Source organism: Paenibacillus sp. Y660 (assembly GCF_057221575.1).
On the sequence record NZ_JBXBBJ010000049.1, the window covers coordinates 1 to 17,806 of the forward strand.

At 45.3% G+C, this 17,806-nt stretch carries 12 protein-coding genes; all 12 read left to right on the forward strand.

What is annotated here, in order from left to right:
• Positions 1-127 precede the first annotated feature (127 nt).
• The 12 genes from ppc to AC2TDN_RS25740 all read left to right on the forward strand — a co-directional run bounded on the left by ppc (position 128) and on the right by AC2TDN_RS25740 (position 17,709).
• Positions 128-2,932: a phosphoenolpyruvate carboxylase gene (gene ppc / locus AC2TDN_RS25685; RefSeq protein ID WP_484690625.1), complete on the forward strand. Its 2,805-nt coding sequence runs from the start codon at positions 128-130 to the stop codon at positions 2,930-2,932.
• Positions 2,933-3,125: 193 nt separating this feature from the next.
• Entirely contained in the window at positions 3,126-3,770 is a 645-nt protein-coding gene (locus AC2TDN_RS25690) for a class I SAM-dependent methyltransferase (RefSeq protein WP_482069368.1), read from the forward strand.
• A gap of 312 nt (positions 3,771-4,082) precedes the next feature.
• The gene (locus AC2TDN_RS25695; RefSeq protein WP_484690626.1) at positions 4,083-5,240 is read left to right on the forward strand and encodes a S1C family serine protease; all 1,158 of its coding nucleotides are present in this window, start codon (positions 4,083-4,085) and stop codon (positions 5,238-5,240) included.
• A gap of 245 nt (positions 5,241-5,485) precedes the next feature.
• On the forward strand, positions 5,486-5,815 hold the full coding sequence (locus AC2TDN_RS25700) for a hypothetical protein (RefSeq protein ID WP_484690627.1): 330 nt from the start codon (positions 5,486-5,488) through the stop codon (positions 5,813-5,815).
• Positions 5,812-6,378 carry an RNA polymerase sigma factor SigW gene (sigW, locus tag AC2TDN_RS25705; protein ID WP_482069370.1) on the forward strand — a complete coding sequence of 189 codons (567 nt, stop codon included), beginning with the start codon at positions 5,812-5,814 and terminating at the stop codon, positions 6,376-6,378. Before AC2TDN_RS25700 ends, sigW begins: the two co-directional genes overlap by 4 nt.
• Positions 6,379-6,501: 123 nt before the next feature.
• Positions 6,502-7,140 carry a zf-HC2 domain-containing protein gene (locus tag AC2TDN_RS25710; RefSeq protein WP_482069371.1) on the forward strand — a complete coding sequence of 213 codons (639 nt, stop codon included), beginning with the start codon at positions 6,502-6,504 and terminating at the stop codon, positions 7,138-7,140.
• Between the two features lie 143 nt (positions 7,141-7,283).
• Complete coding sequence (gene cdaA, locus AC2TDN_RS25715) at positions 7,284-8,126, forward strand: diadenylate cyclase CdaA (RefSeq protein WP_484690628.1); 843 nt, start codon at positions 7,284-7,286, stop codon at positions 8,124-8,126.
• On the forward strand, positions 8,119-9,519 hold the full coding sequence (locus tag AC2TDN_RS25720) for a CdaR family protein (RefSeq protein WP_484690629.1): 1,401 nt from the start codon (positions 8,119-8,121) through the stop codon (positions 9,517-9,519). The genes cdaA and AC2TDN_RS25720 overlap by 8 nt, the downstream gene beginning before the upstream one ends.
• A gap of 62 nt (positions 9,520-9,581) precedes the next feature.
• Positions 9,582-10,922, forward strand: coding sequence for a phosphoglucosamine mutase (gene glmM / locus AC2TDN_RS25725; protein ID WP_482069374.1), 1,341 nt, complete (start codon positions 9,582-9,584; stop codon positions 10,920-10,922).
• 564 nt (positions 10,923-11,486) lie between these two features.
• A complete protein-coding gene (gene glmS, locus AC2TDN_RS25730; protein WP_484690630.1) occupies positions 11,487-13,319 on the forward strand; it encodes a glutamine--fructose-6-phosphate transaminase (isomerizing) in 1,833 nt (610 codons plus the stop codon).
• 653 nt (positions 13,320-13,972) lie between these two features.
• A complete protein-coding gene (locus tag AC2TDN_RS25735) occupies positions 13,973-17,395 on the forward strand; it encodes an AAA domain-containing protein (RefSeq protein WP_484690631.1) in 3,423 nt (1,140 codons plus the stop codon).
• A complete protein-coding gene (locus AC2TDN_RS25740) occupies positions 17,392-17,709 on the forward strand; it encodes a hypothetical protein (RefSeq protein ID WP_484690632.1) in 318 nt (105 codons plus the stop codon). Before AC2TDN_RS25735 ends, AC2TDN_RS25740 begins: the two co-directional genes overlap by 4 nt.
• Positions 17,710-17,806: the final 97 nt, after the last annotated feature.

The following is a 17,806-nucleotide window of genomic DNA, read 5'->3' on the forward strand; positions in this document are numbered from 1 at the left end:
AGCGGTTTTTGCAGAAAAATATGATTTATACCAACATTTCTCCCTCACCTCTAAGGTGTCAAAGTTGTAAATCTAAGAATGAGTGAGAAAACAGGAGAAAACATTACTTTATAGTGGGAGGAACAGTATGTCGGATCAATCTGCATCTACTTTGACGACAAACCGGCAGCAGGCTAACAATTTGCTGCGACGCGATGTCCGCTTTCTAGGCAACATTCTCGGCGAGGTTCTCGTGCATCAAGGCGGCCGCGAGCTGCTTGATATCGTGGAACGGATTCGGGAGCAAAGCAAAGCGCTCCGCGCTGAATTTGTACCGGAGTTATTCGATCAATTCAAAGAAAACGTATCTTCTCTAAACCCGGAAATTCGTCATCAAGTCATCAGAGCGTTTGCAATCTACTTTCAGCTCGTTAATATTGCCGAGCAAAATCACCGGATTAGACGGAAACGCGATTATGAGGTTTCTGCCGGCGAAGCCGTGCAGCGCGGCTCTATCGAGAGTGCTGTTCAGGACTTGAAGGAACGCGATATCGCGATCGAAGATGTTCGAGATATTTTGAGCAATATTTCGCTTGAGCTCGTCATGACAGCACACCCGACTGAGGCGACTCGTCGTGCGGTGCTTGATATTCATAAACGGATTGCCGTTGATGTGATGGAGCTTGATAACCCAACATTGACGTACCGCGAGCGCGAGAAGCTGCGTGAGAAGCTCATGAATGAGGTTCTTATTTTGTGGCAGACCGATGAGCTGCGCGACCGCAAGCCAACCGTTATCGACGAAGTTCGTAACGGCTTGTACTATTTTGATGAAACGTTGTTCGAGGTGCTCCCTAACGTTTATGAAGAGCTGGAGCGCTGCCTGAGCAAATATTACCCGGATGAGAACTGGCATGTGCCGGATTACTTGCGCTTCGGCTCATGGATCGGTGGAGACCGCGACGGTAATCCATCCGTAACGGCGAAGGTAACTTGGGAGACGCTGACGCTGCACCGCCAGCTGGCGATTCAGAAGTACGAAGAGAAGCTTGGCGAACTTATGGATCTGCTCAGCTTCAGCACAAACCTGGTTGAGGTATCAGACGAGCTTGTGGAATCGCTTCGTTCGGACCGCGAGCATGTTGAGCTGAAATGCGTTGATTTGTGGAGAAATACGAAGGAGCCTTACCGCATCAAGCTTGGCTTTATGCTGGAGAAGCTGGCAAATACGCGCGATGAGTCGCTTAAAGGCTCGCAAATGCGGTATAACCATCCTGAGGAGCTTCGTGAGGACTTGCTTGTTATCGATCGCAGCTTGCGTCATCATTATGCAGATTATGTAGCAGATACGGCGCTGGCTAAGCTAGTTCGTCAGGTAGAGCTGTTTGGCTTCCACTTGATGGCGCTTGACGTTCGTCAGCACAGCCAAGAGCATGAGAATGCGATGTCCGAAATTTTGGCGAAAATGAATGTGGTTGCGGATTATGCATCACTTTCGGAAGAAGAGAAGACAGACCTGCTTCACCAGCTCCTCAACGATCCAAGGCCGCTTACTTCGGGCCATCTGGATTACACGGAATCCACGCGTGAATGCTTGAACGTCTATCATACGATTTACCGTGCGCAGCAAGAATTTGGCGTTAATTGTATCTCTAGCTACTTGATTAGTATGACGGAAGCAGCAAGCGACATGCTTGAGGTTATGGTGTTCGCGAAGGAAGTTGGCCTATTCCGCAAGGAATCCGACGGTTCGATCCGCTGTACGCTGCAATCGGTACCGCTATTTGAAACCATCGACGATCTGCATGCAGCGCCTGCTATTATGAAGCAGCTGTTTGAAATGCCGATCTACCGTCAAGCGGTAGAAGCTCGCGGCAATCTGCACGAAATTATGCTCGGCTACTCCGACAGCAACAAAGACGGCGGCGTGGTTACAGCGAACTGGGAGCTGCGCGTAGCGCTTAATGACATTACGGCTGCGGGCAAAGAGTACAATGTAAAATTGAAATTTTTCCATGGTCGCGGCGGAGCGCTTGGCCGCGGCGGAATGCCGCTTAACCGCAGTATTCTTGCACAGCCGCCACACACGGTTGGCGGCGGCATCAAAATTACCGAGCAAGGCGAGGTTCTTTCCTCTCGTTATTCGATGCAAGGCATCGCTTATCGCAGCTTGGAGCAAGCCACTTGGGCGCTTATTACGGCGGCTCGTCTGGCGAAATATCCAGAGCAGGCTCCGCAAGCAGAAGCCGAGTGGGATGAAATTGCACGATCGATTTCCGAGACTGCGCTTGAGAAGTATCAGGATCTTATTTTCCGCGATCCGGATTTCTTGACGTATTTCAAAGAGTCGACACCGCTGCCTGAGGTTGGCGAGCTGAACATCGGTTCCCGTCCGTCCAAGCGCAAAAACAGCGATCGCTTTGAGGATTTGCGTGCAATTCCTTGGGTGTTCGCGTGGACGCAAAGCCGTTACTTGCTGCCAGCTTGGTATGCTGCGGGTACCGCATTTAAGCAGTATATAGACCAGAACGAGAGTAATCTCGAAACGCTTCGTACGATGTACGAGAAGTTCCCGTTCTTCCGCTCCCTTATCGATAACCTGCAAATGGCTCTGGCTAAAGCAGATTTAGTCATCGCGAAGGAATATGCGGATATGATTAATGACAAGACGATCCGCGATCGTATTTTTGAGCAGATTGAGCAAGAATACAAGCTGACGTCTGAGCTTATTCTAAGCATCACAGGCCAAACGGAAATTTTGGATAACGTTCCTGTCATCCAAGAGTCGATCCGTTTGCGCAATCCGTACGTTGATCCGCTCAGCTACATGCAAGTGCAGCTCCTAACCGAGCTTCGCGCACTTCGTGATAATGAAGAGGATGATCCGGAGCTGCTCCGCGAGGTGCTTCTCACGATCAACGGAATTGCAGCCGGCCTACGGAATACAGGCTAACAAACAAGCTTGCCGCTTGGCGAGCATGTCCTATCGCAAAGCCAGTCATGGTGTACACCGTGGCTGGCTTTTTTTTTGCGCTAGAAGTAGCTGTCCTGTCGCCGTTCTTGACCAACCATCATATGCTGAAGATAAACACGTTTAATTCCATGCAATTGGTTGGGATTAACCTTTTGAAGGGATGTGCGAGGCGATGGGGAGAGAGTTTATCGATTTATTTGACGACTGGGCAGATCATTATGAGCTTACGGTGCAGGGGCAGGATAAGGAATACATGGAAGCTTTTCAAGGCTATGATGCCATCCTCGATGCGGTAGCTGAGCGTGCCTATGGTACAGTCCTTGAGTTTGGAGCGGGAACAGGCAATTTGACTGAGAAGCTTCTTAAGCGGGGTGCTAGCGTGTATGCCGTAGAGCCGTCGGTTGGGATGCGAGGGAAATTTGAGAAGAGAGGCTTTGAAGCGGTGCTTCTAGACGGTGACTTCCTCCAGTTTCCGTTGATTCCGGATCAGCTGGATACCATCGTGAGCACGTATGCCTTCCATCATTTGACCGATGCGGAGAAGGAGCAGGCTATCGCTTGCTACAGCACGCTGCTTGGAGCGGGCGGACAAATTATTTTCGCGGATACAGTCTTTCGGAACGAAGAAGCTCGTAAGCAATTTGAATCCGATGCAGAGCAAGCAGGGTATTTGAAATTGCTTCATGATTTGCAAAGCGAATACTATACGACGCTGGACGTTCTCGAAAAGATATGCAAGGACTATGGCCTCGCGGTTTCTTTTCAACAGCTTAATCGTTATGTCTGGCTGATGCATGCGAGAAAGGAACCCACCTAAAGCAGAGCATTATCGGGTACTGGTCTTTGGCAAATGAGCACTGCTGGAGTAAGGCTGCGTTATGCTGTGCAGGGTTATTTTGACGAAAATAGTAAAGTTCCGCATACAGTTATTCAAAATAGGGCCGATTCTGAGAAGCTAAGCAACGTTTTTAGTTGCAAAAGTTGCAATGAAGACGATTGGCATGAGCTTATCATCCTTAGCTCTATTTTCTTATGTTCATTTATAGCCCGCTTAAGTTTCGTTTAAGGTATATCCTGCATGATAGGTACATAGGAAAGACACCCACCTGCATTAGAGAGGATGATAGCAATGAACGAGGAAAACAAAGGCGCGAATGCGAACAACGATACTTATACAGCGACAAATACTTCCCATACATCGAACCAGTCGGACCAGTCGGACCAGCATAATCCAGCTTCCGTTACTACTTATGTCTATGAATCTAGCAAATCAACAAATGACCTTAGAGCCTCTTACGAGAAGGAGCTTGGACTTCAAATGGATAGGCGTATGCCAGACGAAGACGGAGGAAAGCGCAGAAAACGCTCGGCAGGAGGTTCGGCAAAAACGTTGATTGCATCGTTTCTGATCGGTGCGATCGTCATCGGCGGCTTCTCTTATCTGGCGGATAAAAATAATCTGTTCAGCGGAAGCGGGCAGGCGCAGCAAAGCAGCGGCCCGAGCATAGTAAGCAACTCAGCACAGCAGGATGCCGGTTTATCTACCGCTTCGCTCAGTACGAGCGATGATATCGCTTCTATCTATGAAGCAGCAAGTCCAGCCGTGGTGAAAATTGAAAATTATGCTGAGCCGGCTCGCTCATCCTCGATGTTCGATGACCCGAGCTTCCGTCAGTTTTTTGGCGATGATCAATCCGGCATTGACGGGCAGCAGCAGCAGGAGGAAAACAGCCCGCAGCTGCAGCTTGCCGGCTCGGGAACCGGATTTTTCTTTGAACAGGACGGATTCATTTTAACTAACGAGCATGTCATTGCGGATGCGAAGGAAGTTAAGGTAACCGTTCAAGGATACGGCGAGCCGCTGACAGCAAAGGTGCTTGGCTCGAGCTACGAGCTGGACTTAGCGGTTCTGAAGGTGGAGAGCCCGGAAGGCAAAGCGTTCCCATCCCTCAAGCTTGGCAGCTCTGATGAAACTCAAATCGGCGACTGGGTTATTGCGATCGGCAACCCATATGGCTTCGACCAAACGCTTACGATGGGCGTGCTGAGTTCGAAGGAGCGTCCGATTACCATTGCCGATGAGCAAGGCGAGCATAAATACAAGCATTTGCTGCAAACGGACGCTTCCATCAATCCGGGGAACTCCGGCGGACCTCTCCTTAACGAGCATGGCGAGGTCATTGGCATCAACACTGCTGTTAATGCAGAGGCACAGGGTATCGGCTTCGCCATCCCGACAACGACCATCAATCAGGTGCTGGACAAATTGAAAACAAATACTTTGTAAGGTTAAACGAAATATGACGAACAGAAGGTCTGGGAGCCGAATGTCTCCTAGACCTTTTTTGCATGAAATACAGTGGATACTAGGCGGAAGTCGAAGCGTCAACTAGCCTTAAGTCGATTGTTGGCACTGTGTCAAACGTTTATAATGGGCAAAATGATTAGTACGCACGGGAGGCCGGCAGCTATACATCGACTTAACTCTTGTCGGTGATGAATCATTAGCGCTGTGTTGGGCATATTTGGCTTATGTCTAATAAACGTATTTCATTCATTAATTTTGAAGAAATTGGTTGCTTTATTCTCAATTGTCTTGCTTTTTCAGTTCATGTGGATTACGATTTTTTAGAGTGCTTAAGGATTAAATATTGGACTTTACATCAGCAGAATTTTGCGATTTATGACGTTATGGCAGGTACGCTGCCCGCTTCCAGTTTGTTCGAACAGAATCGTTTCATAGAGATTGATATCGCAGCAGGTCTTATAAAGCCTGGTATCGGCGTTACATACAGTTTGTTTTTGTTTCTCACAAGCAGTTTGCAGTCGGAACGAACGGAAGGTCTGGAGGAGTTAAGGTGAATGTATTGGAAGCACGCCTGGCGCGACTTGCGCTCAAAGGCGATCAGCAGGCATTTGCTGAACTTGTAGACCTCTATCAAGATAAGCTCTTTCATATGGCATATCGGATGTTAAACAGCCGCCAGGAGGCGGAGGATGTCGTTCAGGACACCTTTCTACGAGTGTACAAAAATCTGGATAGATACGATGATACGTTAAAATTTTCGACATGGATTTACAGGATCGCCACGAACCTGTGCATCGATCGGCTGCGTAAGCGCAAGCCGACTTACTCGCTTGACGCCGAGTCGACCGAGCATGAAGGACTGGATGGCTATTCGATGATTCCCAGCGATAATCGGACTCCGGAATCGGAGCTGCTGCTATCGGATACGCAGCAAATTATTCATGCAGCTATCGCATCGCTCCCCCCGAAATATAAGAGCGTAATGACGCTTCGCTATATGAAGGACCTTTCGTTGCAGGAGATTGGCGACGTGCTGGACATGCCCGTGACGACGATTAAGACGCGCGTTCACCGCGGCAGGGAGTTTCTTCGGAAGAAGCTCGAGCACAAATTGTAGGATGAGCCGATGCCTAACTTTTTTGATTTCGAAAAAAAGTGAAACATCCCCTCTTTAGCTACGTATCCTAATAACGAGAAAAGAACTTAATGCGCGAGCAATTGAAAGAAAGGACTGGCTGCTATGAATTGCAACGTCGCCATCGTATGGATGCATGACTATTTGGACGGCGAGCTGCCCGTAGAAGATATCCTTACGTTAAAATCTCATTTGCTTTCCTGTCCGGCTTGTCGCAGTCGGTTTGAACAGCTCCAGAAGACGGACGCCGCGGTGTTCCATACTGTAGAAGCGATTAAGCCTGCCGCGGAATATGACAAGAAGGCATCGGAGCTATTAACGCAGCGGATTATGCAGCAACTGCCGAAGAAACAGAGCAAGCAGATGAACCGGATCGTACGCTTTATTTATCGCTACCCGGGTGTGACCGCTGCTGCCGTATTTGTACTCGTTATGCTGGGAAGCTTCTTTACCATGTGGGAAGAGGACACCAAGCTTATCGTAGCAGGCGAGGATCTTCAGCAGGTCATTATAGAAGGAAACACAGTAATCGTGCCGGAAGGTGCCCATTTAACGGGAAACTTGACGGTAGAAAACGGAATTGCTAATGTAAAGGGCGAGGTAGACGGCAACGTTACCGTAATCGACGGCACTCTGAACTTAGCTTCCACTGGTCATATTGCGGGGCAAAGCAGAACCATTGATCAAGCGCTCGACTGGTTCTGGTATAAGGTGACGCAAACTTTTGGCGGAAACACCCGTTAATGGATGCTTGCCTCCCTCTCGCAGGGAGGCTTTTTTTTTATTTTTTTTGAAAAAAAGGATTTCCAATCCCACTTCTAGAAAATAATAAAGTTGAAAACCAATATAGACAAGAATAAGGGGATCGGCTGTTGGGGGTTGGGTAAATGAGTTATTTCACGGATTCGACTTGGCATGACTGGTTAAAGGACATCATCGATGTTGGCATAGTCAGTTTTATAATGTATAAAATCATTTTGCTCGTGCGCGGAACCCGAGCGGTTCAGCTGTTGAAAGGGATATTTATACTCGTTGCGGTATGGGCGCTAAGTACCTGGTTTAATTTGTATACGCTGAAATGGCTTATGAATCAGATGTTTACATTAGGTATATTGAGTGTGCTCATTATATTCCAGCCGGAGCTCAGGCGGGTGCTTGAGCAGCTGGGACGCGGGAATCTGTTTGCGCGAGCCTATTCACTTGACCGAGATGTCGTTAATGAGCAAATTGACGGTGTCATTAAAGCTGTTCGTTTTATGGCAGAGCGCAAGATCGGAGCGCTGATCGTATTCGAGCGCAGCACGGGTCTTAGTGAATTGATTGAATCAGGTATCCGAATGGAGTCGAAAATAACATCGGAGCTGCTTATTAATATTTTCACGCCGAACACACCGCTTCATGACGGTGCGGTCATTATTCGCTCCAATCAAATTATGGCGGCAGGCTGTTACTTGCCCCTTTCGGAGAATCCTTTTATAAGCAAAGAGCTTGGTACCCGCCACCGCGCCGCTATTGGGGTAAGCGAGGTAACGGATGCTATATCGGTTACCGTATCCGAAGAAACGGGACAAATATCCTTATCCCTCGGGGGCATGATCGTGCGGGATATTAAAGAGGAGTCGTTAATTTCCAAGCTATTCGATGAGCTGACGCCCAAGACGAACGGACGCGTGAAGGAACGCGTTACAGTGTCGTCGCTTTGGAAGCGGAAAGGAGGCCGTAATGGATAAATGGCTTAATCACCCAACCGCGCTCAAAATCATTTCCGTTATCGTTGCCATCCTGCTCTGGGCCGTCGTTCATATTGACCCGGACACCTCGCCGAAATCGGTAACAACAACAAATGTGGATACAAAGACAATAGAAGCATCTGTTATTACAACAGAGGGCCTGGATACCGACAAGTATATACTTTCCGCCATGGAGCCTACTGTTGTAAGGCTTAATGTACAGGGACGGCTTACCGATCTGCTCAAAAATTCCTCGCTGGATGATTATGTGGTAAAGGTGGACTTGAAAGGTACGAAAGCAGGCATGCAGGAGCTCCCCTTGACCGTAGACTTGCCTAGAGGGATTCAGCTCGTCGATATGTCGCCGCGTACCGTTACCGTGCAAATCGAGGAGATATTGACGAAGCCATTCGAGCTTCAGGTCGTTACCGAAGGAAATCCTGCGGATGGATATGTAGTGGGGGCATCAACAATTGCAGCTCCAACGCCAGCCGTTCAGGTTACGCTGCCTAAGGATGATATGAGCAGAGTCGGGCTGGTAACGACGGAGATTAACATCGAGGGCGCGGATAAAACCGTTGTGAACAAAAAAGCTAAAGTTCTCGTATATGATACAGACGGCATAGAAATGACGAATGCAATCATTTCTCCAGAAACGGTGCATGTCGAGGTGAAGGTAACGCCGCCATTCAAAAAGCTGCCTTTGCAAGTTCGCTATACCGGCACATTGCCTGATGGGCTAAGTCTAGTGTCCGTTAAGCCGGCGATCGATCAGGTGACCGTGTACGGGGAACAGAAGGCGTTAGATGAACTCAAGGTCTATGATGGCGTCGTGCTCGACCTATCGAAGGTGAAGCAATCAGGCAGCATACAGGTGAAGACGGTGCCAATCGATGGCATCAAATCGATTGATCCAGACGAAGTAACGCTCGAGGTTGTTGTAGCGCCTAATATTACGCGAACCTTTTATGGATTGCCTGTCAAGATTGAGGGGCTGGCAAGCGGTATATCTGCTATCATTCGTACTCCAGCGGACGGCAAATTTGATTTGACCGTCAGTGGAGCAGAATCGGTGCTGTCCTCGCTTAAGGCAGAGGCCATATCGATTATTGCTAATACAGAGGGACTGGCGCCAGGCTTGCATGTCGTAACGCTTCAGGTCGATGTGCCTGCTTATGTGTCGACGGTTCTTACTGAAGGGCAGACATTGACCGTGTCCATCGAAATTTTCGACGATGCAGCTGCAGGGTCCGAGCAAGACAACGCAGAGGAAGTTGGAGGAACGCCGACAGAGGAGCCTCCAGCCTCTACGCCTCCGCCGCCAGATACCGGTGAGGAGAACGGCAATGGCGGCGGGAGTGCAGGAGGCAGCCCAACAAATACGAATCCTTAGACAATAAAGCAGAATGACCATATTATAAAGAACGCAGCATATTACAAAGGAGCATTTTAACTATGGGGAAATATTTCGGTACTGATGGTGTGCGGGGCGTAGCCAATCGTGAGCTTACACCAGAACTGGCTTACAAGATCGGTCGCTGTGGCGGCTATGTTTTGACACATAAGGCTAAGAAGCCTAAGGTCGTTATCGGCTTGGATACGCGTATTTCCGGTCCGATGCTGGAATCAGCGCTAATCGCAGGATTATTGTCGATAGGTGCAAGCGTAGTGCGTCTTGGCGTCATTTCTACGCCTGCAGTTGCTTACATTACACGTGAATTAAACGCGGACGCGGGCGTTATGATATCCGCATCGCATAATCCTGTAGAGGATAACGGCATTAAATTTTTCGCTGGCGACGGCTTTAAATTATCGGATGATACCGAGCTCGAAATCGAACGATTGATTGATGCACTTACAGATGAGCTGCCACGCCCTGAGGGTGGCGATATCGGAGCGGTATCAAGCGATAAAGGTGCTAAGCAGCGTTATTTGGACTATTTGAAAACAACGATCAAGGGCGATTTCAGCGGCATGAAAATCGTACTCGACTGCGCGAACGGCTCCGCCTATGAGCTGGCTCCTTCCGTGTTCCGCGAGCTTGGTGCGGAGATTATTACGGTAGGCGCAGAGCCGGATGGATTGAATATTAATGCAGGCGTCGGTTCGACGCATCCCGAATATTTGCGTGAGCAGGTACTTCAGCATGGCGCGGATATTGGGCTTTCTTTTGACGGGGATGCCGATCGGTTGATTGCGATTGACGAGAAAGGCGAAGAGGTGGACGGCGACTTTATTTTGTGCATTATTGGCGATGCGATGAAGCGGGCCGGCAAGCTGAAGGAAGATACGATCGTAACGACAGTTATGGCCAACATCGGCTTCTTCAAAGGCGCGGAGCGTATCGGTCTGAAAACCGCGCAGACGGCAGTAGGTGACCGTTACGTGATGGAAGAAATGCGCCGCGGCGGCTTCAACCTTGGCGGAGAGCAATCCGGCCATGTTATTTTCCTAGATCATATTACGACAGGCGACGGTATTCTGACAGCACTGCAGCTTGTTGATACACTAGCAGCTTCTGGCAAAAAAATAAGCGAGCTTAAAGAACTTATGCGTAAATATCCGCAAAAGCTCGTTAACGTTCGTGTCGCGGACAAAAGCTTATACCAAGGCAATGCAGCTATCGAGGAAGCGGTTAAGCGCGTAGAGCTTGAGCTTGGCGATAACGGCCGCGTGCTTGTTCGTCCATCGGGTACGGAATCCTTGATACGCGTAATGGCGGAAGGGCCGGAGAAGGAGCAGGTCGAGGCTTACGTGGCACAAATTGCTGATGTCGTTAAAAGTGAACTAGGTTAATGATTCAATATGGTGTCGAAAGCTTGTCGGATCTTGTTGCTGACAGGCTTTTGCTGCACTATTTTGGAAAATGAGCTTGGTTATTTTCATGGAATGGTTGCACGGCCGCCAGAAAATGAATATGATAGGTAGTATGATTCTAGAAGGAAAGCGAGGATAGAGGTAATTTAAGCAAGTTAAGCGCCAGAGCTTGCGTGATGAATGACTCGTTGTAAAGCTGGGAAGATGAGCTTGAAGCGGGTGTTCATACGGGAAGCTGACGAGGTGAAGGTGTTCGAAACATTCGGCGGGGACCTTCCGGTATTTGCAAGCCAACCGAAAGCTGTTACGTAAAACGGCCGGGCGACCGGTCATACAATCGTGCAGCAGGCTGCTTATTTTTCATGCAATTATCGATTACTCCCGTATGTCCAAGATGCCACCAGTGGGGTGGGCACGGGCAAAGGGGTTACATTTTCCGCAATAATGGGAACTGATCTGTGACAACTTCATATTGCCTGTGCCACGCATTGGCAGGCATCCGACAAGGACGGGAAAATAACCTTATCGGAGGCCTATTAAATTATGTGTGGAATTGTAGGATATATTGGTAAACGCGACTCTCAGGACATTTTGCTCGAAGGATTGAAGAAGCTGGAGTACCGGGGTTATGATTCCGCTGGTATCGCTGTCTTCACGAAAAACGGGCTGGAAATTACGAAGTCTAAAGGTCGTTTGGCGAATCTTGAAGGCTTGCTGCGCGAGGAGCCGCTTGAAGGCTCTGTCGGAATTGGCCATACTCGCTGGGCAACGCACGGTAAACCATCTGATGTGAACTCGCATCCGCATACGGACAACACGGCGAAATTTTCCGTTGTTCATAACGGGATCATTGAGAACTATTTGAATTTGAAGGAAGAATTAATGCAAAAGGGGCATATTTTCGTATCGGAGACGGATACGGAGGTCATTTCCCATCTTGTTGCTGATGAATATAACGGTAATATCGTGGAAGCCGTTCAACGCGCGGTTAAGCGTATGCGTGGAGCGTTTGCGCTTGGCGTATTGACGGAGTTTGAACCTGAGCGTCTTGTAGCTGTTCGCTTTGCAAGCCCGCTCGTCATCGGTGTAGGTGAAGGCGAAAACTTCATTGGCTCGGATATTCCGGCCATCTTGGAGCATACTCGCAACGTGTACATTTTGAACGACGGCGAAATGGCAATCCTGACACGCGATGCTGTCGAAGTGATGACGACTGAAGGCGAAACTATTTCCAAGGAAATATTTCATGTCGATTGGGATCTGGTAACAGCGGAGAAAGCCGGATTTGATCACTTCATGCTGAAGGAAATCCATGAGCAGCCAAGAGCGTATCGCGATACGATGATGAGCCGTATTTCCGAAGACGGCAAATCTGTTGAACTCAAAGAGCTGGGTATGACAGCTGAATATATTAAATCGATTCGCAAAGTACAGATCGTGGCATGCGGTACAGCTTACCATGCAGGTCTTGTCGGCAAATCGGTCATTGAATCGCTTGCACGCATCCCGGTAGAGACGGATGTTGCATCCGAATACCGTTACCGCTCGCCAATCGTGACACCGGATACGCTCGTCATCGTTGTAAGCCAATCTGGCGAAACGGCTGATACGCTCGCGGCTCTTCGTGAAGCACAGCGCAACGGCGCACGCGTGCTTGCCATCACGAACGTAGTAGGAAGCTCGGTAGCTCGTGAGGCAGACCATGTGCTTATTACTTGGGCTGGTCTTGAGATCGCGGTTGCTTCGACAAAAGCATACACATCGCAGCTGATCGCCTTTTACCTATTTGGCTTACACCTGGCTGGCACGCTTGAGACGAAAGAGGCTTCTTATATTGCCGAAGTCATCGATGCTATGCATGAGCTGCCTGCACAGGTAGAGAGCATTCTAGAGCAAGCGGCTGTGCTTAAGCAGGTTGCTGAATCGATCTCGCACCACAAGCACCTGTTCTTCATCGGCCGCGGCGTTGACTATGCTGTCGCACAGGAAGGTTCGCTGAAGCTGAAGGAAATTTCGTATATTCACTCCGAGGCCTATGCGGCTGGCGAGCTGAAGCACGGAACGTTGGCGCTTATCGAGGAAGGCATTCCCGTTATCGCTCTTGTAACCCAAGAAGAGCTGTACGAGAAAACGCTTAGCAACATCAAGGAAGTTAAAGCGCGCGGCGCTCATGTCCTTAGTATTGCAAACGTAGGTACGGAAGAAGAAGTCATGAAATCCGTCGATGAGCTATTCGCCATTCCGAAGACGCTGCCGATCTTGTCACCGGCGCTGTCGGTTATACCGCTGCAGCTGATCTCCTACTATGCTTCGCTTGCTTTGGAGCATGATGTGGATAAGCCGCGGAATTTGGCTAAGAGTGTTACGGTGGAGTAGGGGGGGGGTAGGAGTCAATTTGTGTTTGGTGATAAAAAAGTGTGGAACCAGTAAAGAAAGTCTGGAACTCACATGAATTGATTGATTCAATAAAACATTTAGTGGGTAGCCTGATGAATTTATATCCGGGCTACCCACTTTTTATTTATAAGAAGTATTTAAGCCTTAAGTGCGGAGTTTGATGAATGTACGTTGAATCGAATGATTGATATTGGTTTTAGATTGAACTGTTAAAAGTAGAGTTGAAATAGACGAGCAATATTTGCTCCAGCATTTTACCTTTATCATTAATCAGATGAAGAAATACAATAAAAATATAGTCTCTAAAAAACATAAAAACATTTAGTCCTATGTATAGGAAAAGTACGAAAGAATTAGATGAGAAGATCACTCAGGAGTTTAACAAACTTATATGAAACTAGTGAGCATATAAAGCGGCTAATTTATGAGTCTAGCACAATATAGAGGCTATGTCATTTTGGCGTTGTTGCATTGCTGTGGTCCTAGTTTTTTTGGAATTTCCGTGAATAAAGTAGGATATTCTTGGAAAACGTCGAATTAATACTCAAATGGAAAAAATATGGACTTGATTGCGGATGTTTTGGTTAAAGTTAATTCCCAGTACGATTGAAAAAATTTAAGGAGGTCTTATAATGGCTCCAAAACTGTTTGCTTCTAGATTTAAATTATTAAGGCTAATTCCTGGAAGTGGTCAGAGTGAAATATGGGTCTCACGGGATATTGATTCTGAAGATGACCGACTCATAGTAATTAAAATTCTTTCTGGAAACAGCGATAGTCTACTTCAAGAGTTCTTTATTAGAGAAACTAAGGCACTGTCGCAATTAAAACATAGTGGGATAGTTCAGATCTATGAATGGGGCTTTGATGAAGCAGAAAGAAAGTATTGGTTAGCTCTTGAATATCTTGACGGAGTTACACTTGAAGATAATATTAGGACATCAAATGGACTAATGGATATAGGAATAGATGTAATGCTTGAGATAATTGATGCGGTTGCTGTAGCACATTCAAAAGGCATTATTCACAGAGATTTAAAACCTAGCAATATTTTTTGCGAAAATACTGGGGAAATTAAAGTTCTTGATTTTGGAATTTGTAAAATCAAAAACCTGTTAAAGGAAGGCATGACAGTTGGCGGATATGGTACTCCGCCGTATACAGCGCCTGAGCAGATAAATGGTCAAGAAGTTGATTTTAGCACCGATGTGTATTCCCTTGGGGTAATACTTTTTTATATGTTATCAGGTAACAGACCATTGAAAGATAAACTTGAAGATCAGATTAATACTAGCCAAATTTCTTCAGAAATAAAGGAATTAATTCGAAAAATGATTAGCCACGAAAAATCCCAGAGGCCCTCCTCGGTATTACACGTTAAACGTGAGTTAATGAAGCACCGTAAAGAAATAAACAAAAAGAAGTCAGTACATTACGTAAAGGTTTCCCAACAACTTTGTAACGTAATGTGTGAGTTAGAGTTGATACATTACAATACAGAACAAGATGCGCTTGAGTGGTTAGAAAATGAGTTAAACTCCGCTAAAACCTATCTTGAAAAAGGAAATGAAGTATGGTTTCTCTATACACAAAAGCATAGAATTAAGGCTGTCATCGAGAGTACATCGAAATGCCTTTTTTTGAAAAACATATTTGTTTCAAGCTCAGTTGACATGGCTACAAACAAAGAGTGGGCTTTCCCCTGTGAAGTTTCCTGGAAAGCTATTAAGAAAAATTCCATTGTACCTAAGGGTTCGAATACATTAGTTTTATTAGAAGAAGCGGAAACGTTTAAGCGAAAACTGGAAAAAAGAAGACAAAGAGAAGTTAAAAATAAAAAGACAATACTTCAATGGGAAAATATATTAAGACTTCAAAAGAGCTTTTTATTGGAGAAGGACTTTTCATTAAGTTATTCCACTTGGGATGTAACTATGGATTCATCTAACGTTGAAGTGAATTTATTAAAAGAGGAGGAAGACCTTGGACTATTCTTTGACCAGCCTTTATTAATGGATTCTATTAACGGACGAAAGAAAATAAGTGTAGGAACTTTTGTGGGTGTAGAGGGAAAAAAGGTGATTATTGCCTTAGCACGTGGTGTGAATGTTAATGATTTAAAAGAATTTGGGGAACTTACGTTGGATAATAGACAAGTTTCTGCTGCTTTAAAAAGACAAGAGGAAGCCATTAGAGCAGTTAGATATGGAGATGCGCTTAATCCGAATTTGTTGGAATTAATTGAGAATCCAAATAAAAAAAATTATCATTCTAATGCGGCATTGGAAGTTATGCAATTTTTCCATGAGGACCTGGATGATGCAAAGAAAGAAGCAGTAAGAGCAACGTTAAACTCAGAAATTTATCTTATTCAAGGACCACCGGGAACTGGGAAAACAAAGGTAATAAGCGAGATTATTGCTCAATTAGTGAATGATAATCCGCATACTAGAATTTTATTAACTTCGCAGTCAAACGCTGCAGTAGATAATGCACTTGAAGCAGCGTCAAAGATAGTTGGTGAAACGACATTTTTAAGAGTTGGACGCAAAGATAAAATTGGTGATCGACTTACGGCCTTTCAATTGGATCAAACATTAAATTCTTGGATCAAGAATACAACCTTAAGAAGCGATAATTATTCTAAAAAAATCCAGATAGAAAATGAGGATGATTTAGTTATTATTGCAGAGTATAGTGCTTTATTAAGAGAATGCTTAGAAATATATGATGAATTAAAAGAGCTCGATGATGAAATGTCAAAAATGCGATATAGATTGTATGAGGAAAGTAACCAGGAAAAGGTTGATTCATTAATTTGTAAAACCTTAACTAAGAAAATAGACGAATTTGATCTGGAAAAATACCAACTATACGATTCATTAAATATAAAACTTCCACAGATTTTGAGCTTTTTACATCTCAAGCATGACAAGCAGTCGATATTAAATTTTGAAGAATTGAAGGTTAATTTCAGTATTATAGAAAAAGAACTGGAACGTAAGCGTAAGCAATTAAATCAAATTGATCAAATTGAATTAATTAGGCAAGAATGGCTGAAAAGGTTAGGTAGAGGGAAAGAATTTGAAGCTTTATGTGCAGCAGAGACTCAGGTTGTGGCTAGTACTTGTCTGGGCGTTTCTAATATACCGGGTATTTGGGCATCAGAGTACGACTGGGTTATAGTTGATGAAGCGGGACGCGCTACACCACCAGAGATATTGGTCCCACTCGTAAAGGGGAAAAGAATATTACTTGTAGGTGATCATAAACAGCTTCCACCTGTTGTTGATATAAAGCTCTCAAAAGAAGATAAAGAAAGATATGATATTGATGAAAGGACGTTAGAGATTAGTCTATTTGAAGACATATTTCATAGGGCAGATGAACATATACGCAGTGTTTTGGACATTCAATATAGAATGCACGAAGGTATTGGTAGTTTAGTTAGTAATGTGTTTTATGAAAACACTATTAAAAATGCAGCAATAACTGAAGAACTTCACCATAATTTAAATGATTGGAAAGAGAAAAGCGTTATATGGCTCTCCACTAGTATGAAGGATGATAGATTTGAGAAATATGTAGGAAAAAGCAGACAAAATGAATTGGAAGCGCGATTAATTACAGAGTATTGCGAAAAGATTGAAAATGAATTGAGGTTAAATAATTACAGCTTGAATATGGGTGTTATTTCAGGATATGCAGAGCAAAAGGTACTATTAGAACAATTAATAAACCCAAAAGATAAATTAAGATGGGAAAAGCTTAGTATTGATATTGATAATATCGATGCTTTTCAGGGTCAGGAGAGAGAAATTGTATTTTATAGTGTGGTAACTAGTAATAAAAGAAAAAATATAGGTTTTTTAAAAGATTACAGGAGATTAAATGTTGCGTTAAGCCGAGCAAGAAAGTTGCTATTTATTGTTGGGGATCATGAAATGACTTCTGAAGCTGTTACTTTTAATACAAATAATCCATTTGCAGAAATTCTCAAGCATATACAAAAAACAGATAGTGATAACTGCAAGTTGGAGGTGTTAGGCAATTGAAAATAGAGGAATTAGCATCTATACATGCAATACCGGGCTATGATCTTGTCCATTTTTCTGAAATAGCTTTTCCAGTATGGAGAATAAATGTTACTTTACAGATGCTACAGGAAATACCCCTTAACGTTGTTGATGAATTTATTTTAAGATTAATAGGTTATGGTGTTGGAAGATATGAAGAAATAGCGAATATTTTAGGATTAAATAAGGAAATAGCTGAAAACTCTACAATTAAGTTAATGAAAAATGATGTTATCCGCTTTGAACACAAAACGCAGACACTTGTCGTTAGTGTTACTGACGTCCTCACATGACCGGAAATTGACGATGTCTGCTGTCCAAGATATGACGCTGAGCGTGACCGCTAATTGTATTAGATAAGGGAAGTGGTCACTGTAAGAACCACTTCCC